This is a genomic window from Pseudomonas bananamidigenes (assembly GCF_001679645.1).
In the GTDB taxonomy this organism is placed as follows: Bacteria; Pseudomonadota; Gammaproteobacteria; order Pseudomonadales; family Pseudomonadaceae; genus Aquipseudomonas; species Aquipseudomonas bananamidigenes.
On sequence record NZ_LRUN01000022.1, the window covers coordinates 251,953 to 275,934 of the forward strand.

The 23,982-nt window shown below is 59.7% G+C and carries 15 protein-coding genes; 4 read left to right on the top strand and 11 right to left on the bottom strand.

The features are described from left to right. Positions 1 to 11: 11 nt before the first annotated feature. Positions 12 to 812, top strand: coding sequence for a helix-turn-helix transcriptional regulator (locus BBF94_RS08965; RefSeq protein ID WP_065258682.1), 801 nt, complete (start codon positions 12 to 14; stop codon positions 810 to 812). Between the two features lie 155 nt (positions 813 to 967). Then, the gene (locus tag BBF94_RS08970; protein ID WP_065258683.1) at positions 968 to 2,587 is read left to right on the top strand and encodes an FMN-binding glutamate synthase family protein; all 1,620 of its coding nucleotides are present in this window, start codon (positions 968 to 970) and stop codon (positions 2,585 to 2,587) included. Positions 2,588 to 2,596: 9 nt separating this feature from the next. Here the strand turns inward: BBF94_RS08970 and BBF94_RS08975 are convergent, their stop codons facing one another. Both BBF94_RS08975 and BBF94_RS08980 read right to left on the bottom strand, forming a co-directional pair. After that, the gene (locus BBF94_RS08975) at positions 2,597 to 4,102 is read right to left on the bottom strand and encodes a glucosyltransferase domain-containing protein (protein WP_065258684.1); all 1,506 of its coding nucleotides are present in this window, start codon (positions 4,100 to 4,102) and stop codon (positions 2,597 to 2,599) included. A gap of 171 nt (positions 4,103 to 4,273) precedes the next feature. Next, complete coding sequence (locus BBF94_RS08980) at positions 4,274 to 5,692, bottom strand: amino acid permease (protein WP_065258685.1); 1,419 nt, start codon at positions 5,690 to 5,692, stop codon at positions 4,274 to 4,276. Positions 5,693 to 6,188: 496 nt separating this feature from the next. On the opposite strand from BBF94_RS08980, the gene BBF94_RS08985 reads away from it, so the two are divergent. Both BBF94_RS08985 and BBF94_RS08990 read left to right on the top strand, forming a co-directional pair. Then, a complete protein-coding gene (locus BBF94_RS08985; protein WP_065258686.1) occupies positions 6,189 to 9,332 on the top strand; it encodes a transglycosylase domain-containing protein in 3,144 nt (1,047 codons plus the stop codon). A 224-nt stretch (positions 9,333 to 9,556) separates the two neighbouring features. Then, on the top strand, positions 9,557 to 14,503 hold the full coding sequence (locus tag BBF94_RS08990; protein ID WP_225875042.1) for an NEL-type E3 ubiquitin ligase domain-containing protein: 4,947 nt from the start codon (positions 9,557 to 9,559) through the stop codon (positions 14,501 to 14,503). 52 nt (positions 14,504 to 14,555) lie between these two features. Here the strand turns inward: BBF94_RS08990 and BBF94_RS08995 are convergent, their stop codons facing one another. The 9 genes from BBF94_RS08995 to BBF94_RS09035 form a co-directional block, all read right to left on the bottom strand. Next, positions 14,556 to 15,809 (bottom strand): hypothetical protein, encoded by a 1,254-nt coding sequence (locus BBF94_RS08995; RefSeq protein WP_082302380.1) that lies wholly within the window; start codon positions 15,807 to 15,809, stop codon positions 14,556 to 14,558. A 44-nt stretch (positions 15,810 to 15,853) separates the two neighbouring features. Continuing rightward, positions 15,854 to 16,357 carry a CS1 type fimbrial major subunit gene (locus BBF94_RS09000; RefSeq protein ID WP_065258688.1) on the bottom strand — a complete coding sequence of 168 codons (504 nt, stop codon included), beginning with the start codon at positions 16,355 to 16,357 and terminating at the stop codon, positions 15,854 to 15,856. Between the two features lie 112 nt (positions 16,358 to 16,469). Beyond that, positions 16,470 to 16,970, bottom strand: a complete 501-nt coding sequence (locus tag BBF94_RS09005) for a fimbrial assembly protein (RefSeq protein WP_065258689.1) — start codon at positions 16,968 to 16,970, stop codon at positions 16,470 to 16,472. A gap of 15 nt (positions 16,971 to 16,985) precedes the next feature. After that, positions 16,986 to 17,729: a pilus assembly protein gene (locus BBF94_RS09010; protein ID WP_065258690.1), complete on the bottom strand. Its 744-nt coding sequence runs from the start codon at positions 17,727 to 17,729 to the stop codon at positions 16,986 to 16,988. A 44-nt stretch (positions 17,730 to 17,773) separates the two neighbouring features. After that, on the bottom strand, positions 17,774 to 18,997 hold the full coding sequence (locus tag BBF94_RS09015) for a hypothetical protein (RefSeq protein ID WP_065258691.1): 1,224 nt from the start codon (positions 18,995 to 18,997) through the stop codon (positions 17,774 to 17,776). A gap of 41 nt (positions 18,998 to 19,038) precedes the next feature. Beyond that, a complete protein-coding gene (locus BBF94_RS09020; protein WP_065258692.1) occupies positions 19,039 to 19,539 on the bottom strand; it encodes a CS1 type fimbrial major subunit in 501 nt (166 codons plus the stop codon). 32 nt (positions 19,540 to 19,571) lie between these two features. Beyond that, positions 19,572 to 20,792 carry a hypothetical protein gene (locus tag BBF94_RS09025; protein ID WP_065258693.1) on the bottom strand — a complete coding sequence of 407 codons (1,221 nt, stop codon included), beginning with the start codon at positions 20,790 to 20,792 and terminating at the stop codon, positions 19,572 to 19,574. 4 nt (positions 20,793 to 20,796) lie between these two features. Further along, entirely contained in the window at positions 20,797 to 23,319 is a 2,523-nt protein-coding gene (locus BBF94_RS09030) for a TcfC E-set like domain-containing protein (protein ID WP_065258694.1), read from the bottom strand. Positions 23,320 to 23,422: 103 nt separating this feature from the next. Next, a complete protein-coding gene (locus BBF94_RS09035; RefSeq protein ID WP_065258695.1) occupies positions 23,423 to 23,914 on the bottom strand; it encodes a CS1 type fimbrial major subunit in 492 nt (163 codons plus the stop codon). Positions 23,915 to 23,982: the final 68 nt, after the last annotated feature.

Genomic DNA, 23,982 nt, shown 5'->3' on the forward strand with positions numbered 1-23,982 from the left:
GGGGTAGAGGCATGACTGTTTCGTTTGACGACATCACCTGGCACCGCGCCGTCGGGCAGTTGATCGACGCCCTCGACAAGCCGAATTTCTGGGCGCAACTGGTGCGCCTGCTCGACCAGTACGTGCCGTTCGATAGCTGGGTGGCGCTGCTGTTCAGCGCCGACCGTCACCCGCAGGTGTTCGCCGAATGCCCGGGCGAGGACGGCAGTCCCGACCAGTTGTTCCAGGATTACCTGCGCGGGTTGTACCTGCTCGACCCGTTCTATATCGCCTGCCGCGAGCAATCGCGCACCGGGTTGTATCGCCTGTCGGAGGTCGCGCCGGAGCATTTCGAGCTGACCGAGTATTACCAGCGATACTTTCGTCTGAATGTGGTGGCCGACGAAATCCAGTTCAATTGCCAGCTCGAAGGCGACCGCACGCTGTGCCTGTCACTGGGCAGCAAGCAGCGCTTCAATGGCGAGCAGATTGCCCTGCTGTCACTGATCCAGCCGTGGGTGCTCGGCCTGTTGCGCCAGCGCCTGCCCTACGAAATCAATGAAATCGTCGCCCTCGCCCCGTCGCCGGCGCAACCGGACTGGCGGGTGCAGCTCGAAGCGTCGGTGCAGCAGCTCAAAGGCGCGCAATTGACCGCCCGGGAGCTGGATGTCGGGCGTTTGATGCTCAGCGGTTGCTCCAGTAAAGAAATCGCCCGTAAGCTGGAAATCTCTGTTGAAACCGTGAAAGTCCATAAGAAACACATGTACAGCAAGCTGGGAATCAAATCCCAGTCGGAGCTGTTTTCGATCTTTCTTCAGGCGCAGAACGCCTGATACGGCGCAGTGCGCTTTTCTGTGGGAGCGAGCTTGCTCGCGATTACGGTGGGTCAGCCAACAGACATGTCTGACATGACGGCCCTTTCGCGAGCAAGCTCGCTCCCACAGGATCTGCGGCGCTGAACAATCCGAGTCCGAACCAGGGAAACCGTATGAGCCTGTCACTCCTGAGCCGCTACGCCTTCTTTGCCGTCTGCGTGGTTTTCACCCTCGCCAGCCTGCCCTTTCTCGACCATGACTGGCTGTGGCCGATCACTGCCGTCACCGGGGTGCTGAGCCTGCTCGGTCTGTTCGACCTGATGCAGAGCCCCCACGCGGTGCGCCGCAACTACCCGATCCTGGGCAACATCCGCTATCTGGTCGAGGGGATTCGCCCGGAAATCCGCCAGTACCTGCTGGAGTCCGACAGCGACGCCCTGCCCTTTTCCCGCGCCCAGCGTTCGCTGGTGTACTCGCGAGCGAAGAACGAAAGCGCCGACAAACCGTTCGGCACCCTGATCGACGTGTATCAGTCCGGCTTCGAGTTCATCGGCCACTCGATGCGCCCGGCGCCGTTGAGTGATCCGAACAGCTTTCGCGTCACCGTTGGCGGCCCGCAGTGCACCCAGCCGTACTCGGCGTCGGTGTTCAACATCTCGGCCATGAGTTTCGGCTCCCTCAGCGCCAACGCGATCCGCGCGCTGAACCAGGGTGCGAAACTCGGCAATTTCGCCCACGACACCGGCGAAGGCAGCATCAGCCCTTACCACCGCGAACACGGCGGCGACCTGACCTGGGAGCTGGGCAGCGGCTACTTCGGCTGCCGCACCAGCGACGGCCGTTTCGACCCGGAGCGCTTCGCCGCCCAGGCGCAAAACCCGCAGGTGCGGATGATCGAAATCAAGATGAGCCAGGGCGCCAAACCCGGTCACGGCGGGATTCTGCCCAAGCACAAGGTCACCCAGGAAATCGCCGACACCCGCGGCATCCTGATGGGCGAGGACTGTATTTCGCCGTCTCGCCACAGCGCGTTCTCCACGCCGATCGAGATGATGCATTTCATCCGGCAACTGCGCGAACTGTCCGGCGGCAAACCGGTGGGCTTCAAGTTCTGCCTCGGCCATCCGTGGGAGTTCATGGGCATCGCCAAGGCCATGCTGGAAACCGGCATCCTGCCGGACTTCATCGTGGTCGACGGCAAGGAAGGCGGCACCGGCGCCGCGCCGGTGGAGTTCACCGACCACATCGGCGTGCCGATGCGCGAAGGTCTGCTGTTCGTGCACAACACCCTGGTGGGTCTGAACCTGCGGGACAAGATCAAGCTCGGTGCCAGCGGCAAGATCGTCAGTGCCTTCGACATCGCCAGCGTGCTGGCCATCGGCGCCGACTGGGCCAACTCGGCGCGGGGTTTCATGTTCGCCATCGGCTGCATCCAGTCGCAAAGCTGCCACACCAACAAATGCCCGACCGGCGTCGCCACCCAGGACGCCCTGCGCCAGCGCGCACTGGTGGTGCCGGACAAGGCCCAGCGGGTCTACAACTTCCACCGCAATACGCTCAAGGCACTGGCGGAAATGCTCGCCGCCGCCGGCCTCGATCACCCGTCGCAACTCTCGGCCAAGCATCTGGTACGGCGCATGTCGGCCACCGAAATCAAGCTGTTCTCTCAGCTGCACGTGTTCCTGAAACCGGGGGAACTGCTCACCGGGGAAGTGAACGGCGAGTTCTATTCGCGGATGTGGCAGATGGCGCGGGCGGACAGTTTTGAGCCGCAGGACATCGCGGCGGCCTAGCGGTAACGCTCACCAATTCAAGAGCCGACCATGGGGCGGCTCTTTCATGACGATGAAACCGTAATCACCGATCAGATAGATGCGGTAATAGAGACTGTCCACCAGGGCTGGAAAACCCTGATAGCCGACGCGGGTGGCATTGCGCCGTTCACGTTCGGCGACGACGTTGGTGATGCCGGCCGAGGGCAGGTTTTCCGCGAGCATGAAATAGTCGATGTTCAGCAGGTAACGCAGCACCGGCAGCTGTTTGAACGTGCCCGTCGCGCCTGCAAGCCAGCGAACGGAGTAAGTGACCGACATATAAATCCGCTTGGCTTCGCGCAGTTCACGATGGGAAGAAATGTCGTGACTGAGGCTGTAAAGAGCACTGCTGGCGAAGGTTTTTTCCATGGTCAGCACCCTCCCGTAAGCGAAGGACAGCGACAGCGTGGCCAGAAGCGGAATCGCCAACAACAGGGGCAACTGCGAGTGCAGCGACGTCAATCCGATACGGGCCAGATAGAACAGCAACATCAGCAGCACGCCGAACCCCATCAGGGTTCGCGCACCTTCGTTGAAGTCGCGAAACAACAACGTCATCCCCGGCACCAGCAGCACCATCAGCGGCAAAGTCAGCAGGCAGCCACAGCTCAGGAGCAGGCCCTTTACAAGTGGTTCCTGACGTTGGTGAATCTGCCGTCCCAGCTTCACACCACCGATTAATGCACAGACAAGCAACACGGCGAACACGACCGCATGACCACCGTGAAACAACAGCGCCACCTTCTCCATGACCCGATCAAAATTGATGCTGATCTGCAGCAGTGGATCAGCACTGAAGTCGAGCAATTCGGTGCGTGTTGAATCGGTGAACGGATAGGCCGTGATCGCGTAGATCGACACGCCCAGCACCAGTTGCGCCAGCCGCCAGCCTGATTGGCGCCAGAGCTCTGCCCAGGGCAGGCGCCGATGAACAGCCCTGAGCAATTCCACACCACAAAGCCCGAGAAATATGTTCAGGCTGATCTGATACAGCCCGATCGCAAGCGCCAGCAACACCGAAGGCACCAGCCATCGCTGTATCCGGGAAGTGCCGCCAAATGTGATCGCGTAAATCACCGCCACCAGACTCAGGGCCATACCCGGGCCGTCGTATTGATAGGACAGGTTCTGCAACAGGAACGGGTTGTACCAGAGCGGCAACGGCACCAGACAACAGGCCAGCGTCGGTTCGGGAAAGTAGTGAAAGGTCAGTCGGCTCAGGGCCAATGACATGGCTGCAGTGACGATCAGCAGCGGCAAAGGAAAAATGTTCGGCGCAGCTCCGGTGAAAGTCAGCGCCCGATACAGCCAGTCCATGAACAACCGCCCTTGCCCGGCCCAGGCATCGCCGGCAGCCAGAGAGCGCCAGTTGTCGTCGATATAAGGGAAATCGGCGAGGAGCAGCGGCAGGATGTACAGCATCGTGGCGAACAGGAAAAACAGCACGACCTGACGGCGGCCGAGTTCTCGTACGAGAAAATCACTCATCCTCATACCGGCGCCTCTGTTCACTGCTGCGCGGGAAACTGCGTCTATAAAGCTTGGAACGTGGCACGAAGTCAGAGGTCGTTTTTTACGCGGGTTTCAGACAAGCGGCATCAACCTCCCGCCCAGAAAAAAGCCCCGGTCAATCGACCGGGGCTTTCAGGTTGCAGCACTGATGAATCAAGAAGCCGAGCGCACCGCACCTCGCGACGCATCATTCGGTTGCAACTTGAACACATGGAACAACACAGTCAGCAGCACCAGAAATGCCGGGCCGACATAGAGCGCCACGCGGGTGTCCGGGAAGTAAGCCATCAGGCCCACCACCAGCACCAGGAACGCCAGCGCCAGATACGAGCTGACCGGGAACAGCCACATTTTGTACTTCAGGCCGGCACGTTCGCTGGCGCTCAGGCCTTTGCGGAATTTCAGCTGGGCCAGCAGGATCATCACCCAGGTCCAGATCGCGCCGAAGGTGGCAATCGAAGTCACCCAGACGAAGACTTTTTCCGGCACCAGATAATTCAGCAGTACGCCCAGCAGCAGGGCGAAGATCGACAGCAGCAACGCCCGGCGCGGCACGCCGTTGGAGGTCTTGGCGAAGGCGGCAGGCGCCTGGCCGTTCTGCGCCAGGCTGTAGAGCATGCGCCCGGTGCTGAAGATGCCGCCGTTGCACGACGACAGCGCGGCGGTGATCACCACGAAGTTGATGATGCCGGCGGCGGTCTTGATGCCCAGACGCTCGAAGGTCATCACAAACGGACTGCCCTGGGTGCCGATTTCATTCCACGGGTAGATCGACAGGATCACGAACAGTGCGCCGACGTAAAACAGCAGAATCCGCCAGAACACCGAGCCGATAGCACCGGGAATGGTTTTGTGCGGGTTCTTCGCTTCACCGGCAGTCAGGCCGATCATCTCGACGCCCAGATAAGCGAACATCACCATCTGCAGCGACATCAGCACGCCGGTGACACCGTTGGGCATGAAACCGCCGTGGGTCCACAGGTTGGAAATCCCCAGCGCCACGCCGTCGTTGCCGAAACCGAACGCGATGATACCGATACCACCGAGCACCATGGCGATGATGGTGACGATCTTGATCAGGGCGAACCAGAACTCGAATTCACCGAAGGCCTTCACCGCGATCAGGTTGATCGAGCCCATGCTGACCAGCGCCGCCAGCGCCCAGATCCAGCGCGGCACATCGGGGAACCAGATGCCCATGTACACGGCTACCGCAGTGATTTCCGCAACGCAGGTCACCAGCCACAGGAACCAGTAGTTCCAGCCGGTGAGAAACCCGGCCAACGGGCCGAGATAATCCTGTGCGTAACGGCTGAAGGAGCCGGCCACCGGGTTGTGCACGGCCATTTCGCCGAGGGCGCGCATGATCACCAGAATCGCCAGACCACCAATGATGTAGGACAGCATGATCGCCGGGCCGGCCATTTCGATGGCCTTGGCCGAACCCAGGAACAGACCGACACCGATACAGGCGCCGAGCGCCATCAGGCGGATATGCCGTTCGCCGAGTTCGCGTTTGAGTGGACCGCCGTTCGCGGTCTCGCCATGGGGCGGGTGATTGCCGACTGGCATGGGGGACTTCCTCGTCTTGTTATTGGATAGACCACCGAGTGTCGAAGCGTCGGCCGATAAGCCCTGGCTTCCCGACACCGCATCGACCTCGTGGGCGGACGCGTCCTCCAGGTCCGGGCCTGAGGATCAGCGGGGCTGGCAGTATAAAAAGCTTCCAGCAGGATATTTCACTCTAAAAACCGACTTATTCAGCGACAAGCATCGTTATGAATCGAGATTTCGAGACAAACACTCCTGAAAAAACCGGATTATTCACTGCCGAAATGGGCGCCGAGTATTGCACAGCAAGGGTGCAGCGTCATGCCCCTACCCAAGTCGTATTTACCCGCCAACCGCTCTGTTTCGCCCTTTCCCGAGACCTGCACACGCACTGCCGACGGATTGCCCGCTGCGCAGATTTGTTCAGGGTCGAAGCTTCACAATTTTTTCACCCCCGCCAACCACCGACTAAGCTTCAGTCAAGTCCGATCAATCTGCGTGAATGGATCAATCGACTATGGGCGCTTTGTGGCAAACCGATTCGAGTGAAAAAGTGGTTCCGACTGAACGTGTGGATGAAGCGCCTGTCCCTGAGAAACCCCGTCGTAACCAGCATGGGTGGAAGGCTTTCTGGCTGTTGCTGGTGATCATTGCGATTGTGGTGGGCCTGGCCGCGATGAAGGAAATGCGCACCTCGCGTTTTCAATCCCGCGAGGTCAGCCAGTACGCCGCCAGATTGACCTATGAACTGCAACCGGGTCCCAGCGAAGCCATTCGTTATCCAGGCAACGGGCCGTTCGATCTGCGTCTGGGCTACAGCTCGCTGGACGAATTCCTGCCACGACTGCTCAAGCGCAATTACGTGATCACCGAACAGACGCGCTTCTCGCCGGCGCTGCTCGGCTATACCGACAAGGGCCTGTTCGTGCCCTACTCCGAGAAAATCCAGGCCGGGCTGTCGATTACCGATTGCCGGGCCGCGCCGCTGTATCAGTACAACTATCCGCAACAGCTGTATTCAAGTTTCGAGTCGATCCCGCCGGTGGTGGTCAACAGCCTGCTGTTCATCGAAAACCGTTTCCTGCTCGACCCCAAACAACCGCTGGCCAACCCGGCGGTGGACTGGCCGCGCTTCGGTATGGCGGCCTGGTCGCAGGTCGCCAAGTTGCTGCACTTGCCGGGGCAATCGGCGGGCGGCAGCACACTGGCCACACAGCTGGAAAAATATCGCCACTCGCCTGACGGGCTGACCGTCAACGGTGCCGAGAAAATCCGCCAGATGATTTCCGCCAGTGTCCGCGCCTATCAGGCCGGCCCGGACACCCTGCCGGCGCGGCGCAACATCATTCGTGACTACCTCAACAGCGTGCCGTTGTCGGCAGTGCCGGGGCACGGTGAAGTCCATGGCATGGCCGAAGGCTTGCGGGTCTGGTACGGCGCCGATTTCAATGAAGCCAACAAAAAACTGGCCAGTACCGCGACCGATCCGCAAACCTTGGCCGACAAAGGCCTGGCCCTGCGGGAAATGCTCTCGCTGATGATCGCCCAGCGCCGTCCTTCTCATTACCTGACCAAGGGCCGGGAAGAGCTGGCCGATCTCACCGACAGTCACCTGCGCCTGCTCAAACAGAACGGGGTGATCGACACCGCCCTCGCCGATGCGGCTCTGGCCAGCAAGGTCACTTACCGCGACTGGCAGACCCAGCCAACCATTCAGCCGATCGAAACCAACAAAGGCATCAGCGTCGCCCGCAGCCGTCTGGCGTCGATGCTCAATCGTCCGCTGTACGACCTCGACCGCCTCGACCTCTCGGCCACCAGCACCCTGCAAGGGGAGCTGCAAACCCAGGCCACCGCCTACCTGAAAAAACTCGCCGACCCCGCCTACGCCGCCGAAATCGGCCTGCTCGGCGAACGTCTGCTGACACCCACCAGCACCACCCAGGTGCGCTACAGCTTCACCCTGTTCGAGCTGACACCGGACGGCTCGCGGGTACGGGTGCAGACCGACAGCACCGACCAGCCGTTCGACATCAACGAGGGCAGCAAGCTGGAACTGGGCTCCACGGCGAAGATGCGGGTGCTCACCACCTACCTGCAGATCATCTCCGAACTGCATGACAAGTACGGCGCCATGAGTGTGCCGGAATTGAAAAAGGTCGAGGTGCCGGATCAGGATCGCCTGACCCAGTGGGTGACCGACTACCTGATCCAGAACAAGGATCACGACCTGTCGAAGATGCTCTCCGCGGCCCTCGACCGCAAATATTCCGCCAGCCCCGGCGAGGCGTTTTTCACCGGTGGCGGGCTGCATGTGTTCCACAACTTTCGCAAGGAAGACAACGGCCGCATGCCGACCCTGCGCGACGCCCTGCGCGAGTCGATCAACCTGCCGTTCATTCGTCTGATGCGCGACCTGGTGCGCTATACCACCTACTCCGGCCCCAACAACAGCGCCGAACTGCTCAAGGACGACCGCGACCCGCGGCGCCAGGAATACCTCGCCTCGTTCGCCGACCGCGAGGGCACTTCGTTTCTGCTCAAGTTCTGGAAGAAGTACAAGAACAAGGACACCCAGGCCCGTCTCGACACCTTCCTCGACAGCATGCGCCCGACCCCGATCCGCATGGCTGCCGTGCACCGTTACCTGCTGCCCGACGCCAGCCAGGAAGACTTCAACACCTTCGTCCGCTCGCATCTCAAGGGTGTGAAACTCACTGAAAAGCTCACCGACGAGCGCCTCGAACGGCTTTATCTGGCCTACGGTCCCGGCACCTATGACCTGCCGGACCAGGGCTTCATCGCCAAGGTCCACCCGCTGGACCTGTGGCTGATCGGCTACTTGCTCAATCACCCGGACGCGACCTGGAGCCAGATCGTCAAGGCCAGTCAGTTCGAGCGCCAGGAGGTCTACAGCTGGCTGTTCAAGAGCAAACACAAAGGTGCCCGTGACAGCCGCATCCGCACCATGCTGGAGATCGAAGCGTTCCTCGACATCCATCAGCGCTGGCAGAAGGTCGGTTACCCGTTCGATCATCTGGTGCCGTCGCTGGCCACCGCCATCGGCAGCTCCGGCGACCGCCCCGCCGCGCTGGCCGAGTTGATCGGCACCATCCTCAACGACGGCGTGCGCATGCCGACGCTACGTATCGACAGCCTGCATTTTGCCGCCGGCACACCTTACGAGACCAAACTGGTCAATGATCCGCATGTCGGCAAACGGGTGATGCCGTCGGAAGTGGCCACTGCCATGCGCGAGGCACTGTCGCAAGTGGTGGACTCGGGAACCGCCAAACGTGTTTCCGGCAGTTTCAGACTGAACGATGGAACACCGCTGACCATGGGTGGAAAAACCGGTACGGGCGACAACCGCATCGAAGCCATCGGTTCCGGCGGACGCATTTTGAGTTCCAAGTCGATCAACCGCACGGCGACCTTCGTGTTCTACATTGGCGATCACCATTTCGGCACGCTCACTGCGTTCGTTCCGGGGCGCTCGGCGGAGAACTTCAAGTTCACCTCGGCCCTGCCGGTGCAGGTACTCAAGGGTATGGCGCCGATTCTGATGCCGTATCTGCAACCGGGCAGCGATTCGCAGTGCCGGCCACCGCAGGTTCCCCAGGTGGCCCTGATGAACCTGCCATCGCTTAAGCCTGATTGAAGTTGTGGAGGCAATAACTAATTATTTTATGCATTCCAATATTCAATGCTTCGCCTGCCAGGTTCGCACTCGAACAGCAGGCTTTTGAACTAATTTTCTGCCCCCTTGAACGTTAGGCTGAATCTTCCTGACTTATTCAAGGCTGTACCCATGACTGCAACAACTGAATACAAAGGGCAACATTACGAATTAATCAAATCGCGATCGATCCGGTATTCATAGAGATGAAGCCGCAACACGGCGAAGCATTGAGAAAAATCAAACCTCGCCGTGAGCCGTGGATGACGCCGCAACTGGCCCGGGTCAATAAAAACGCCTGGGCAGCCCGTAACAGTGCCGACAAGGCACTGAACCGACTGAAAGACATTCATTCGTTTGCCGCACCGTTGCTGAAAGCCCGTTTGCGGGAAAAAACCGGCATCGACGTCGATATCGAGCATACGTTTCTGATGCTGTACTGCGAAGCCAGATCACCCTGGTACGTGATAGAAACATTAAGTGGATCAACCACAAGAAAAGTGTCATTGCTCGAAGCCGCACTGAACAACTTTTCCTATAACGAAACTTATGCGCCGAACTCCGCATTTCTCGTCAGAAGAGAACATGTGAGCGATCAGTACGATATTTCACCACTGGATCGATTGATGACTGTTGCCCAGTTCCAGACACTCTGTCGGGAACTGGATATCGGCAGGCTCTATCAAGCGCACCTGCAGGACATGCTGTTGAACAACGAGCCGGTGGCGCGCAGCTATGTGCAGTCACTGATTGTGCAGAGTCACAAGGCCACGCTGCAGGCGGCCGCGCACATGGCGTTGGCACGGAAGGAGATCAGCCGCGAGGGCTTTCAACTGATCCGCGTCTTGCTCGATGGTCGCGTGGCGCTCAAGCTCGGTCAGCAGCCGATGCAGGCCTGCGAGCTGAACATCATGGATCTGAAGCTGACCGGCATCCTGATCCTGCGCCCCGATCCCGCTCAGCCGCTGCATTCCACGCGCGTCGTCGTCTACGTCCCCCACGATCCCGAACATCCTTTGAAGGAGTACGCCTCCCATCTGGCCTTTCTCGAGGAACTGACCCGCCAGTTGCAGAGGAACGAAATCCTGCGCTCCACCGGTGGCAATTACTGGCAGTTCTTCAGTCAGTTCGTCGATCACCATGAGCGCGGGCACTTCTTCGCCGACCTCAAACAGCGCCTGCTGCAGGTGAAATGGTTTGAGCACAAATATGGAGACCCGCGTCCCTCATGGCGCGAAACACCGATCAGCAACCCCAACTTGCAATATGGCGCGACAGCCTTCACCGGGCCAGTGTGGGAATCTCTCTATCAGCGGCAGCTCGACAAGATCCTCAACGATGCACGCAACATCGCCGTGCCTACCGCCGACGCGGACAAGAGCGCTCGCGCAGACTGGTGGGCAAATGTCTTCAAGGTTGCCCAGGACATCCTGAACGTGGCGGTGATGGTAGCCGCGCCCTTCGTGCCTGTCGTCGGCCTCGCGATGCTGGGCTACACCGCCTGGCAATTGACCAACGAGGTCATCGAAGGTGTGGTGGATCTGACGCTGGCCCATTGGGAAGAAGCCGCCGAGCATGTGGTGGGGGTGGTCAACGATGTATTGCAACTGGCGACTTTCGCCATTGGCGACGTCATCGCCAGGCCGTTGCTGCTGAAGCTGTCTCCCTTGATTGAAAACATGAAAACGGTGCGTTCGTTCGATGGCAGCACGCGCTTGTGGCACCCGGATCTGAAGCCGTACGAGCAGTCGCAACTGACACTGCCGGATGGTTCAAGACCTGATGCTCTGGGCCTGCATCAACATGCAGGCAAGACCGTTCTGCCACTTGAGGGCAAACACTATGCGGTCAGGTTCGATCGCCATAGCGGTCACTATCGTGTCGAGCACCCTTCCCGACCGCAGGCTTACTCACCGCGACTGCGACACAACGGTCGGGGGGCCTGGACACACGAGGCCGAGTCCCCCCATGAGTGGGAAGGTCCGCGCCTGATGCGCCGGATGGGTCACTCGGTCGATGGCTTGAGTGACGCCGAACTGGAACGAATACGCCGGATCAGTGACACGCCGCTCGACTCGCTGCGCCGGATGCATGTGGAAAACAGCCCGCCGCCGCCGTTGCTGGACGATACGCTCACCCGCTTCAAGACCTGGCAGGAAACCAAAAACGTCGGCGAGCTCATTCGTACCGGGCAACCGCTCTATCCGGAATCGCACTGGTTCGACCGGATAGTCCCTGACATGCCGGGCTGGCCTGCGGACAAGGCCCTGAAGGTCTGGCAAAACAACGATCTGACCGGTGCCTACAGGCAATACGGCAACCCTGGCGCATCTTCCACTCAGATTTTGTCCATCGGCATTGCCGAGGTAATGGACAACAAACTCCCTGAACGGCTGGTGGACTTTCTTGGTGACGCCGACATGCAATCCCTGCTCGGCGGGAACTACCCGAAAGCCCGACGGGCGCAAATCCTGCGCAACCGCCTGGCCGATATCGTGCAAACCCGTGAAAGCGAGATCTTCGATTATCACTACCGCTTCAAGAATCGCACTGTCGATACGCTGGCCCAGTTGATCCAGCGCCGGTTCCCGCACTTGTCCGCACGGCTTGCCGACTCGGTGGCCAGCGAGGCGACGGCTGCCGAACACAGCATCATGACCGAGCAGCAACGAATTCCTCTGCGACTGAAGAGTCAGGCTCGCGAAATCGAATTCGAAGTTCTGGCGACTCGGGCCAACGAGGGGATGCAGGATCCGGCGTTGTTGACACCCGACACCGAACGGCTCGCCCTCAATACCTTGAAGATTTACACCAACGTTTTCGAAAACCTGCGCATCGAGGTGCGCGAAGGCACTCATGAGGGGCAGTTGCGATGCAGCGCCGGCCGAGAGGATGCCGCCACAGTGCACAGGCTGATCAGGAATGAACACGGCCGTTATGAAGTGCATGACAACGCTGACAACAGAGTCCAGGACGCCAGCGATTTCTATGAGGCGGTTCTGTCGGCCATCCCCGAGGCCAGGCGCACCGCATTGGGCTACCGCACAGGTCAAGGGAGAATGCTCAGGCAATGGGTGATGGCGTTGACCGAGACGCCAGCCGAGCGCCGGATCGTGCTGGCGCACCCTCCCATCCGCCCGTTCGTACCGCTGGAAACCGAATTGTTGTTGCGCGGCCCGAGGCTGTTCAAGGCGCCGCTGACCGTGGAAGAGAAAGTCAGGAATCTCTACCCGCATTTCAGCGAAACAGAAGTGGCGACTTTCACCCGCTCATTGCACTCCACGGGGGATGCACACTGGAAAATCGCGCGGCTTGAAGGTGAGCTCAAGACGTTAAAGGAAAAACTGGAAACCTGGAGACAAAGCTTCCTGAGCAGTTGGGATGCAGACAGTCCCGACGCCAACCTGCCCCGCGCCTATCATGACTATCAGCACAAAGGCGGGCGCTTCATCGCTGACCGCTTGCTGGACTGCTTCGAACGCCGATCCGAGGTGTTCCAGGAGCGCAGCACCAGCCTTGAAAGCGGCTATGCACTGGATTTGTCGAAAGAGATGCTGCCCCATGACCTTCAACACTGGTGGGGGCAGTTGCCGGACGGCCTCAAACCCTGGCTCGATCAGGTCACGACACTGAACCTGGACGGCCAGGGATTCTCTTCGGCCGCCAACGGGTTGTTGAAGGACTTCCCTCAACTGCGTCAATTGAGCGCCAGACACTGCGGTCTCAAGACCCTGCCGGCCAGCATCAGCCAGATGCAGCGCCTGGAAACCCTGCGTCTGAGCAACAACCAGCTGCAACTGACACCCACCAATGCGCAGCAATTGAACATGCTGACACGCCTGGAAATCCTGAGACTGGACAACAATCCCGTCAGCATGCCTCTGTCGGTCGGGCGCATGCCGAGGTTGCGAATCCTGAGCCTGATCAATACGCAGATCGACGCCTGGCCGCTGGGTCTGTTCGATGTTCCCCGCCCTCGAGGGTTCTTTCTTGATCTGGGCAACAATCCGCTCAGGTACATCCCCGAAGTCACACCCGGCTCCAATGAAGCGTGGCTGGTCGCCCGTACCCGTGTGCATCTGGACCGGCTTGCCAGGCGCGCACGCGCCACCTACGAGCAATATCGAAGATCAGTGGGCCTGCGCCCTTCGCAAAGCTACGCGACCATTGCCGAAGACTTGCTGGAGCAATGGCCGGTTTCTGTTGACACCGAACTGGCGGATGAAACGCCTGGCATCGGCACGTTGCGACCAGAGGCGTGGCACGAACTGGCCAGCGAACCTGGCTCGGATGGTTTTTTCAAGGTGCTGCAGGATCTGACCTACTCTGCGGACTACCAACAGGGGGGGACGGCGCTCGATCAGTTGACCGACCGTGTCTGGCGCATGATCGACGCCATGGACATCGATACCCGGCTGCGTGAGGAACTGTTCCTGATGTCGACCGACCCCGAGGGTTGCGAAGATGCCGGCGCCCAGTTGTTCAACAGCATGGGAGTCCGCGTACTGGAGTCGGAGGCACGGACCTTTTCCCGCTCTCCCGAGGAACTCGAGCGCGCACTGGTGACCCTGGCCAAAGGCGCTGCACGGCTCAGCCAGGTGAACGAAATCGCCCGGGCCGATATCGCCGCCCGGCAGAGCGAACCCGACGAGGTGGAAGTCCACCTGGCCTATGAAACCGGTCTGGCCAGACGCCTTGAACTGCCCTGGCAGTCCGAAGCCATGAAGTTTCGCCGCGTAGCGGGGGTCAGTGACGAAATGATCGATGCGGCATACGAAAAGATACTCGGCGCCGAAGCCGGTGACGGCCTGGCCGACCAGATGCTCGACCAGGCCTTCTGGGATCGTTATCTGCGCGAAACCTGGCCAGGAGAAATCGAAGCCAATACCCGTGCGCACCAGGAAAAGGCCGACCTGTTGATCGACTTGCAATCGGCCCAGGAACGCTGGGTCGAGTCTGGCGGCCGCTCTCCCGGACTCAGGCAAACCGTCGCGGATCTGGCGCAGCGCCTGTCCATACCGGAGGACGTCGTTTTCACTGCGGAAAAAATGAGCCAGAAAACTTATGTCGAGTTACTTGAAAACATTGGCCATCAGGAGAAAGCGTTGCAGCGAAAACTGACCCGCGAGGCCATGGAACGCGCAGGGATCTGAGACACTTGGCAGCTCCAGAGGGCAACCGGTGCGGTTGCCCTCTGGAAGGAAGTCAGACCTCCGAATCCCAGATCACCGTGACATTGCCGGCATAACGCCTGGCCTGGCCGGGCTGCAGCATTTGCTCGACGTAGTCTCTGGGGATCTCGAAATGCAACGTCCCCGCCGCCCGATCAAGAAACCGTCCTGGCTGAAACGCCGGGGCATTGGAGTTGGAAGTCAACGACCGACGGCGCACCGGTTGACCTGCACTGTCGGTAATGCTGTCGGGCAAGCTGACACTCACGAACACTTGTGCATCGGTGGCGCCTCCCTCCGAATCCCGCAACCCGCAGGACTGCACGCCGCCGTACTGACATTCAAGAAACATCTTGAATCGCGACGACGATGAAATGTTGAAGGTCTGGTCGCGAAACAGCCGCTCCGGTTTGCGCCCCTGTTGCAGCCAGGCCTGCCAGCCGCCTTGCGGCACCAGCGCGATCTTGTTGCCGCCGGGAGGAATGTCGACCTTGAGCACATGCTGCACATCCAGTACGAATCTGAAGGTTACGGCCGAGTTGTCCGGCAGCAGATTGTCGCCGCTGTCGATGTCCATGCCCGGCCCCGTGCCATAGGTCAACTGCCCCGTGTACAGGCCGGCGGACATCTTCAGCGGGTCCGGCATGCGCAACTCATAGCCGACGTCCAGATAGCCATAGGACATCCACGGAATCACGAAGGCTGCCTTCTTGACGCAAGGATCGTCGACTGGTGCTTTCCAGAAGAACTGGAAAAAATCCGGGCCCAGGGATGACATCGCGCCCGGCCTGCAAGGTAACGGAGAAACACCCCAACTGGTGCCCCATAGCTTGTGATGAGCCTGTGGGTCGTCGGTCTCGCCGGTCAGAGCGGTTGCAGGATCACTCAACACGTACTGGGAGCCAAAACCGCCAATACGCATTTCTACCGTCGCCGACTCACCCGTAAACACGTTGGTAACTACCAGACTGCGCCATTGCGCCGGCATCTTGAACATTGCACCGTTGCGCTCGGACGCTCCCGGTTCGATGGCCTGCACCGAAGCGAAACGCAGCGGCAAGCGGACCCCGGACATGGGCTTGCAATCGCTGGGGTAAGTCCTGCAATAACCGCTCTGGGGTGTCTGGTCAATGAACGTGTTGGTCTGCGGATTGGCCGGGTCGGGAATGTAGACTGCCCGGATTTCCTGGGTCACTGCCAATGCCGCCGATGACAACAGCCCCCCGCATACACCGCACCACCATTTTTTCTGATTGAATCTGTTGCGTTTGCACATCCCTGAAACCATTACCAGCTCCTTGCTCAGCAATCGGTCTGTTGTTTTTCAAGCCTTCAACCCGCCGGGGCCGCCACATTGAAAATGATGTTGACGCTGCCGTAGTAGTCTCCCGGCGTGTACCCGTCCGGGTGCACCCGGGGTTCGATTTCAAGGCTCACCCGCTTGCCCGCCACCGCCTCCTCGCGGGACACGACCTGGCGTGGTACCGGGTTGTGGCTCAATTCGACGCCGTTGAAGATGACACGCAGGCTGATATCGTCCCGCGAGTCCTGGCCGCTGGAGAGAATGGCGAAGCTTTCGAGACGGGCTTCGATGGCACTGCTGTCGGTGCGCACATCGAAGTTCTTGCGCAACCCTCCGAGGGTGGATGTCCTCACGTCCCAGGGCAGCGTCTGCTGACGGTGTATCCAGTCCGATTCGCTGGGTATCACATAAAACTCCAGGACCGGAATATCCACCGAGACTTCAAAGATGTGTTTCTCCTGCGCCGCGAATACGCCTCCGGCCATCGGAGTCGAAACGCCCACGGACACGGCAATGACCGCTTGCTTGATCATGTCACTTCCCTTTGCGTCGATAAGGAAGCCGCCTCCCTGACGGCTCTCCTGAATGGCGATGGCTGCGATCCTTCCCTTATCCGTCGGCGGATACCGATCACGGCCGTCGCCGTTATGCTCCGGGGGCCCTGGCGTTGAACAGCACCAGAACGTTGCCGAAGTAGTCTCCCGCCCTGTAACCGCCTACCGGTTTGACCGGGTCAATCTGCAACGGCACCCGCTTGCCGGATGCCGCCTCCGCCTTCGTAAGCACCTGACGAAAAACCGGATCGGCACTCAGTTCCACGTTGTTGAAGCGCACACGCAGATCGATGGTTTCACCGGGCCTGCCTGTCGACAGGTACGGCGCACTATCCAGACGTGCCTCGATGGCACTGGTGTCATGCCGCACATCGAAGTTCTTGCTGAAGCCGCCAAGTGTTGAATCCGGGTAGTTCCAGAGTAGTGGCTGCGGACGGTGAATCCAGTCGGGCTCCGACGGCAGAATGTAGAACGACTGGCTGGGGATCGTCAGCGTGACCTCGAAGTTGAGTGTTTCCCTTGCCGCCCATGCCGTACCGATGTTCAACGCGGTGATTGCCGCCAGCACGACGGCCATACAATGCTTGTTCATATGGTTTCCTGGGTGTCAGCGACTGACGACCTTGAGATCCTGTTTGCGCTCGCCTTCGACAAGCTTGAAGCGGTATTCGCGGCCTTTTTCCTTGTCGAAACCGAACGTACGGCCAGCCATGACATGGTGTTTGACGGTCGCACCGCAATCGGTTTCCTTGTCCAGCGAGCAACTCTTGAACTCGTCGACCACCACTACCGTGTTGCCGTTGTTGCGCACTTCATACCGACTGCCGGTGTCATTGAGGACAGTTTCGTAGCGGGCATCTTTCGGGCGTACGAAAAACACCGTGCCAAATCCAGTCATCACATTAACGCCGGCCGACAGCGTCTTCTTGTAGTCTTCACGCTCTTCACTGGAGACCACGAAGTCGTCTTCCTTCTCCGGCACCACCGGCACGAAGCGCACCCGGAAATAGCGCTCTCGATCACGATCTCCCATATACAGCAGCCGAGTGCCCTGCATGCCTTGGGCCGGGATGATCAGCCGCGCCGGGCTGGCCATCAGACCGTTGCGCGACGCACCATCGGCGGCATTGATGACCGGGACTTCCTTGGGCTGACCTTCGCCGTCGTAGACGATTTCCAACACGTTCACCTTGACGAATGCAGTGGCGTCGCCGCTGTTGAATACCCGCTTCAGGTAGGTACTCTTTTCGCCGTCCATATAGTCGTACACCGTACCGACATTTATCTGCGGCCCGGCGTTGGCCGTTGTCCAGAACACCGCGCACAGCAATAGCAAAAACAGACGTGTCATCGTTTCAACCTCATGAAAAAACGGAATGGCCGCGTATCGGGCACTCATACTTCCGAATCGAAAATGATCGTGGCGTTGCCCGTCAGCGTGCCGTTCATGCCGGGCCTGAGAAAATCCATGTATCGGGGGGAAATCAGGAAGCGCAGCATTCCCTGTTTGCGATCGATGTAACGGCTGGGTTCGAACGGCCCGATCCACAGGTTATGGATGAGCGTGCTGGACCAGCCGTCGTGATTTCCCGGGCCGACAATGCCCGGTGGCATCGTGAGCCGTACCTGAAACATGGAATAGCCCACCTGGTTGTTGCCGATGTTGCAGTCCGAACCGCCCAGAGAACTGCATTGCAGCATCACCTTGAAGCGCGATGACGAAGACAGGAAAAACGGCTGGTCGCGAAAGATTTCGGTCGGCCGGCGACCGCTGCCGATCCATTGCTGCCAACCTCCTTTCGGCTCCAGCGCGATCTTGCTCCCGCCGGGTGGCAACTCGACTTTCAGTGTGTGCTGCACATCCAGTACGAAGTTCAGGGTCAGGCTGCCGTCATTGGGTTCCATCCCCGGTCCCATCTCGAAATCCCCACCGGGACCAAGGGTGTAAGTCAGCGCACCGGTATAGAGCCCGGACGACATCGCCAAGGGATTGGGCATCCGCAACTCATAGGCGAAGTCGACCGTATTGAAGGACATTGCCGAAATCCGATAACGCGGATCCAGCCTCTTCTGGCACCACGCTCCCAAAGGGGTATTCCAGAAAAAACGATAGGTGGTCGGTGTGTAATCACCTCTGCTCGGGCCCGGGTTGCAAGGAGACCCCGGATATTCCCAGCGCCCGGATGTCCAGAGCCTGGTGTGCCCTTCAAAGTCATAACCCGGCGATCCGATCAGATAGCCTGCCGGCTCGCTCAGTACGTACTGGGAACCAATCCCGCTGATGCGCACTTCGACGGTTTCGCTTTCCCGGGTCTGTTGATTGGTCACCGTCAACGTACGCCAGTTGGCCGGTGCCTTGAATCCCACCTGCTGGTCACCGCTGATGGCGCGTGTCGAGTCAAACCGGACCGGTATCCGGAAACTGTACCGGTTGCCGGCCGCACATTCGGCGGGATAGGTTGCACAGTACCCACTGTTCGGCGTTTTGTTGACGAACGAGTTCTTGTTCGGTTGCGAAGGGTCGGGTTGAAACAACGCCCTGATTTCCTGATTCGCTGCCTCCGCCGAAGACAGAGCCAATAACATCAATAGCCCCAGCCAGGCTGTTGTCCTTTTCATGTTTTCAATCCATTTGTCATTCAGTCGGTTGTCGCGTGGCCCTATTCGCCGGGCGCTCTGGCGTTGAACAGCAGCATGACGCTGCCGGCGTAATCGCCCGGCCGGTAACCGCCGGGAGGTTTCACGGGCTGGATTTCAAGCAGCACACGACTACCTGTGGCCGCGTCGGTACGGGACACCACTTCCCTGGGCTGGATGTCAGGGCTCAACTCGACACCGTTGAAACTGACCCGCAACGGGATGTCTTCGCCAGACCTGCCATTGGACAGGTAAGGCGCACCGTCGAGGCGAGCTTCGATGGCACTGGTGTCATGCCGCACATCGAAATGTTTGCGCAGCCCGCCCATGGTCGCGTTCGCGACATTCCAGGGCAGTTGTTGTGGCCGGTGAATCCAGTTCGGCTCGGTGGGGACGATGTAGAACGGCCGCTTCGGAACCGATACGAATACCTCGAAGGTACGCTCCTCACGGGCCGCCCACGCTCCGTGACTCATTGCCCCGGCCACGGCCAGTAACGTGCCGGCAACCCAATGCTTGTTCATGTTCAATCCCTGTTCCCGCTCGCAGAGGAAGGTCAGACTTCGGAATCCCAGATCACGGTGAAATTACCTTTGAAAGGACGATCCCCGTAGTTGTCGATCACAAATTTGGTGTGTTGTGCGTTCATGTTGAAGTGCAGGGTCCCCGGCTTGCGATCGACATAGGTGCCGACGTGGATCACACCGGTCGGCACATGGGTCACCGGCAGGTTTCTGACCGGACGTCCGCTGCTGTCGGTCATCCCGTCGGGCAAGCTGACGGACACTGTGACTTCGGCCTTATAGGTGGAGGGAGGCTGGTGATCAGAGACTGCACAGCCGTTGTTCAACCGGTCTTCACATTCCAGCTTCATGGTGAATCTCGACGAAGCCGAGATATGGAACAGTTGATCGCGGAACAGCCGCACCGGGTGTCGTCCCTGATCCAGCCAGCTCTGCCAGCCGCCCGGCGGCTCAAGCACGACCTTGTCGCCGCCCGGCGGAATATCCACCTTCAGCACATGCTGTACATCCAGCACGAAGTCCAGGGTCAGGTTGTTGTCATCCGGGACCATCATCGGCCCCATCTGGAAATCGCCGCCGGGGCCGAGGGAGTACGACAACGAACCGGTGTACAGCCCGGACGACATGCCCAACGGATTCGGCGTGCGCAGTTCGTAGGCGAAGTTGAGCGTATCGAAGTACATCGACGGGATCCTGTACGCAGCCACTTTGGAACAGGCGGCCTCTACAGGCGATTTCCAGAAAAACAGGTAGCTCGCAGGACCATATGCGCCAACACCACTGTATTCGCAGGGCGACGGTGCGTAGACCCAACTGCTGCTGGTCCAGAGTTTCTGATGCCCTTCGAGGATGTTTGTCACCCCTGTCAGATTGGCGGCCGAATCACTCAGGAAAAAGTTGGACCCGATACCGACTATTCGCACTTCAACGGTTTCGGCTTCCTGTGTATCCCGGTTCGTGACCGTCAGTCGCCGCCAATTGGCGGGAGCCTTCACACCCAGGGCATCGCCAGGCACCAGGGCTCGCGTGGACGAGAACTGCACGGGTATCTGAATACTGAACATATTGTTGTCGAAACATTGACCGGGATAATTCGCGCAATAACCACTGTTCGGCGTCTTGTTGACGAACACATTCTTGTTCGGCTGCGAGGAGTCCGGCTGGAACAGCGCGCGGATCTCCTGATTGACTGCCTCAGCCGACGGCAGGCACAACGCCGCCAGCCATCCCAACCAGTATGCAGATCCCTTCATGATCTCAACCCGCCTTCTGTTCGGTGGATGCAAGATCGGCCAGGGTGTCCGGCGTGCAGCGCAGGTCACCAATCATCAGCACATTGTTTTCGCTGCGATGATCCTTCTCGTTGAGACGGAACTGACACAGCAGGCTGTTTTCCCGACGCACTTCCAGCGTCGGCGAGCCGGCGTTCATTTCCATCGAGAAGAATCCGTCGACCTCCGTGACCCCGCGACTGGCATGGTTGATCACGTGATGTCCTCGAAGCGGCCGGCCCTGTGCATCCACCAGACGGCCGAGCACAGTGAGGGTCTTCATCACCCGGATGTGCCGGTAATCCACGCCGCCCTTGTTCAAGTGGTAGCGGGTGCGGGCCGGGGCGATGGTCGCGGCGGGCACATGGTTGCCCTCGAAATCGAAGCTCACGGAGCTGTTCTGGTACGCAGTCAGCGGGATGAAATTGCGCCCCGGCTTCAATGCCGCGCCGCCACCGCTGAGGTCATCGGCCCGCAGGACGATCCCGTCGATGTCCGACTCGACGTCGACGATCATGCCGGCGCCGCGCATCTCGTATTCGCTGGTCATCAGCATTTTCTGCCCGCCCACCACCAGCGTGCTGTCGAGGTTCAGGCCGCCGGTGAACTTGTTGTTGTAGGACGAACGCTGAACGAAACCGTCGCCATTGACCGTATCGGTGCGGAAGTTGGCCAGGCTCGACAGGCCCATGCCGTAGGTATCGCTCAGCGCGGTGACCGATACGTTCTGCAGCACGTGATCCTTGAAGTCCTTGCGCCAGCCCAGCGAGGCATTGTTGTCGCGCCCGCCGTCACGGTCGGTGCGCGAACCGATGCTGCCGGTCAGTTGCTGGCCCGGTGCACCGACGGCCAGGTTCAGGCTTAGATCAACACCCCGGCTGCGATCATTGCCGCTGCTGAAACTGCCCGGCCGGTCGAACAGCGACAGGCGCCAGTTGGCATCGTTGCCGAACAGTACCGCGCGCCGGTTCCAGCCCAGATCCACACCGACGCCTTCGACGTTGCCTTCACTGTGAGAAACCCGGGCATTGAGGGAGTTGCGCTGATCGACGCGATGGTTGATCGCCAGCGATGAATTGCTGGTCTGGCCGACAAACACGTTGCGTTGGCGCACACGGGTGCCGTCCGGCAGGGTGTCATAGAGATTGGTGGTGTCCAGCCAGCTGCGGTTGTGGCTGAGAATCACACTGCCGCTGCCATAGTTGTAAAGGCTTTGCAGGTCCAGACCAGTGCCGTAATCGCGGGTCTGGTAGACGTTGGCATACAGGCTGAGATGATTGGCCAGGGTCCAGTCGATGGACGTGCCGTATTGCAGCTTTTCCCGGATCTGACGGGCCGACAGTCCGAGAATGACCCGCGGATGCGCCAGGTAGTTGATCGACGCTCCAGCCGTGGGACTGCCGCTGGCCTGTTGATCCCAGTTGCTGAGCAGTTTGCTCTCTTCACCGGCGAACAGGTTGTAGCGCCAGCGCTCGTCGAGGTTGCGCCAGTTGTTCGGCTTGTAGACCAGCTCCTGGGTGGTGGAGGTGATCTGGCCGTCTTCGATCAGCCGGACTTCCACTTCATAGATGCCGCCGGGCAATGGCCGGGTGTCCAGTGTCTGCAAACCGGCGGGCACCGACTGGGTATTGATCAACAAGCCGTCGCGGTAGATTTCCACCGAACCCTGACGGTTGGCAGTGACGTAAATCGGGTAGACGCTGGGCATCGCATGGTTGATGGCCAGGCTGTCGGAGCTGCCGTACATCACACCGACCGCCGTGTCGGGGCTGGTGCCGAACGTACGCGGCTGACGGGTCAGGCCTTCGGAATTGGGGGTGAAATAGCCCAGGCGAAAGAAGCTGCCTTGCAGCTCGCGCTGGGTGTAAAGCTCGTGCACGGCGTGGTACAGCTTGTCGTCGGGACCGCCCATGCGCGCCAGTTGCATGTTGAACGTCTGGCTCCAGTTGCCCAGACTGCCGCTGGCCTCCAGGCCATAGCGCCCGCCCAGGTCCTGATCCTGGCCACCATTGAGATTGAGCTGGTTGCGCACCATCAGGCCGCTGCTGCCTTCCAGAGGCTGATCGTGATAACGCTTGGCTTCAAGATCGCGCTCGGCATGACGGGTGAGGATCGATACCAGCGAGCTTTCCAGGTTGTAATGCACCGCCAGCACGTCATTCGGGCACGTACCGGTGCAATCGCCCAAGGGTACGCCGGGCTTGAGATAAGCCGCCCATTTCTCCCGCTCGGCAGGACCGTAACGGTTTTCACTGGTATCGGTGAATTCGAGCAGGGTGATGCGATCATCGCGCGACAGCACCACCAGGGCCTCGCCCAGCGGCTGCTGATCAAGCTCGACCCGCACCGCCAGGGGCACGTCGAAGAAATGCTCCTCGAAATCCGCCGGCAAACCTTTGGCCTGCGCCAGCAGGCTGCGAGGTGTCGTACCCGCAGGAGCAGGGGCTGCCATTGCGCCAGCACAAAACAGCAGCGCAAGCGCGACCGCGATGGGTGTCATCGGGAACATGAACTCTTACTCTGATTTCGAACGAATTGAAGTCCGGCGGGACAATCGGGGAGTGGTTGTCCCGCCGGGAAACGCTATCGGGCAGTCAGCGCAGGTGCCCGGATCAACGCGCAGCGACCGGAGGTACGGCGTCGAAGGTCATTGCGACAGTGCCGGTGTAATCACCCGGGTTGAACGTGGTGCCCTTGGCGCTGATTTTCAGCGGCGCACGGTAGTTCACATCGGACTCGGACTCGCCTACGACCATTTGCGGAGTCTGGGTCAGTACCTTGTTGTTGAAGGCCACTTCCAACGGAATGACTTCGTTTCCGTAAATCAGTTGCGGAACGCTTTCCAGGCTGGCGTGAACCGAACCATTGTTGTTGCGCACGTCGAAGAAGCCATTGACTTCACGCATTTTGCCGGTGCTCGGCTGATAGCTCATGTCCTGGTCCTTGTTGACCAGATCCGCATCGGTCGGCACCACGTAGAAACCATTGGTCGGCACATGGGCGATGAGGCTGATGGAGTGGCGCGCTTCACCGGCGGCGAAGGTCACCGAGGAGCCCAGGGCCAGGGCGGCGAGAGAAGCGGTGATTGCGGTTTTCTTGAACATCGATCAGTACCTGTTTTCTTTTTTAATGAATCGGAACATTGAAGTTCATGCCATACCGGCCGATAAGG

Excerpts from the sequence above, each read along its gene's own strand:
- BBF94_RS08980 (WP_065258685.1), bottom strand. The coding sequence starts at position 5,692 with ATGCCAGTCGGCAATCACCCGCCCCATGGCGAGACCGCGAACGGCGGT.
- BBF94_RS08995 (WP_082302380.1), bottom strand. The coding sequence starts at position 15,809 with ATGGTTTCAGGGATGTGCAAACGCAACAGATTCAATCAGAAAAAATGG.
- BBF94_RS08975 (WP_065258684.1), bottom strand. The coding sequence starts at position 4,102 with ATGAGGATGAGTGATTTTCTCGTACGAGAACTCGGCCGCCGTCAGGTC.
- BBF94_RS09020 (WP_065258692.1), bottom strand. The coding sequence starts at position 19,539 with ATGAACAAGCATTGGGTTGCCGGCACGTTACTGGCCGTGGCCGGGGCA.
- BBF94_RS09000 (WP_065258688.1), bottom strand. The coding sequence starts at position 16,357 with ATGATCAAGCAAGCGGTCATTGCCGTGTCCGTGGGCGTTTCGACTCCG.
- BBF94_RS09015 (WP_065258691.1), bottom strand. The coding sequence starts at position 18,997 with ATGAAAAGGACAACAGCCTGGCTGGGGCTATTGATGTTATTGGCTCTG.
- BBF94_RS08970 (WP_065258683.1), top strand. The coding sequence starts at position 968 with ATGAGCCTGTCACTCCTGAGCCGCTACGCCTTCTTTGCCGTCTGCGTG.
- BBF94_RS09030 (WP_065258694.1), bottom strand. The coding sequence starts at position 23,319 with ATGTTCCCGATGACACCCATCGCGGTCGCGCTTGCGCTGCTGTTTTGT.
- BBF94_RS09010 (WP_065258690.1), bottom strand. The coding sequence starts at position 17,729 with ATGACACGTCTGTTTTTGCTATTGCTGTGCGCGGTGTTCTGGACAACG.
- BBF94_RS09035 (WP_065258695.1), bottom strand. The coding sequence starts at position 23,914 with ATGTTCAAGAAAACCGCAATCACCGCTTCTCTCGCCGCCCTGGCCCTG.
- BBF94_RS08985 (WP_065258686.1), top strand. The coding sequence starts at position 6,189 with ATGGGCGCTTTGTGGCAAACCGATTCGAGTGAAAAAGTGGTTCCGACT.
- BBF94_RS08990 (WP_225875042.1), top strand. The coding sequence starts at position 9,557 with ATGAAGCCGCAACACGGCGAAGCATTGAGAAAAATCAAACCTCGCCGT.
- BBF94_RS08965 (WP_065258682.1), top strand. The coding sequence starts at position 12 with ATGACTGTTTCGTTTGACGACATCACCTGGCACCGCGCCGTCGGGCAG.
- BBF94_RS09025 (WP_065258693.1), bottom strand. The coding sequence starts at position 20,792 with ATGAAGGGATCTGCATACTGGTTGGGATGGCTGGCGGCGTTGTGCCTG.
- BBF94_RS09005 (WP_065258689.1), bottom strand. The coding sequence starts at position 16,970 with ATGAACAAGCATTGTATGGCCGTCGTGCTGGCGGCAATCACCGCGTTG.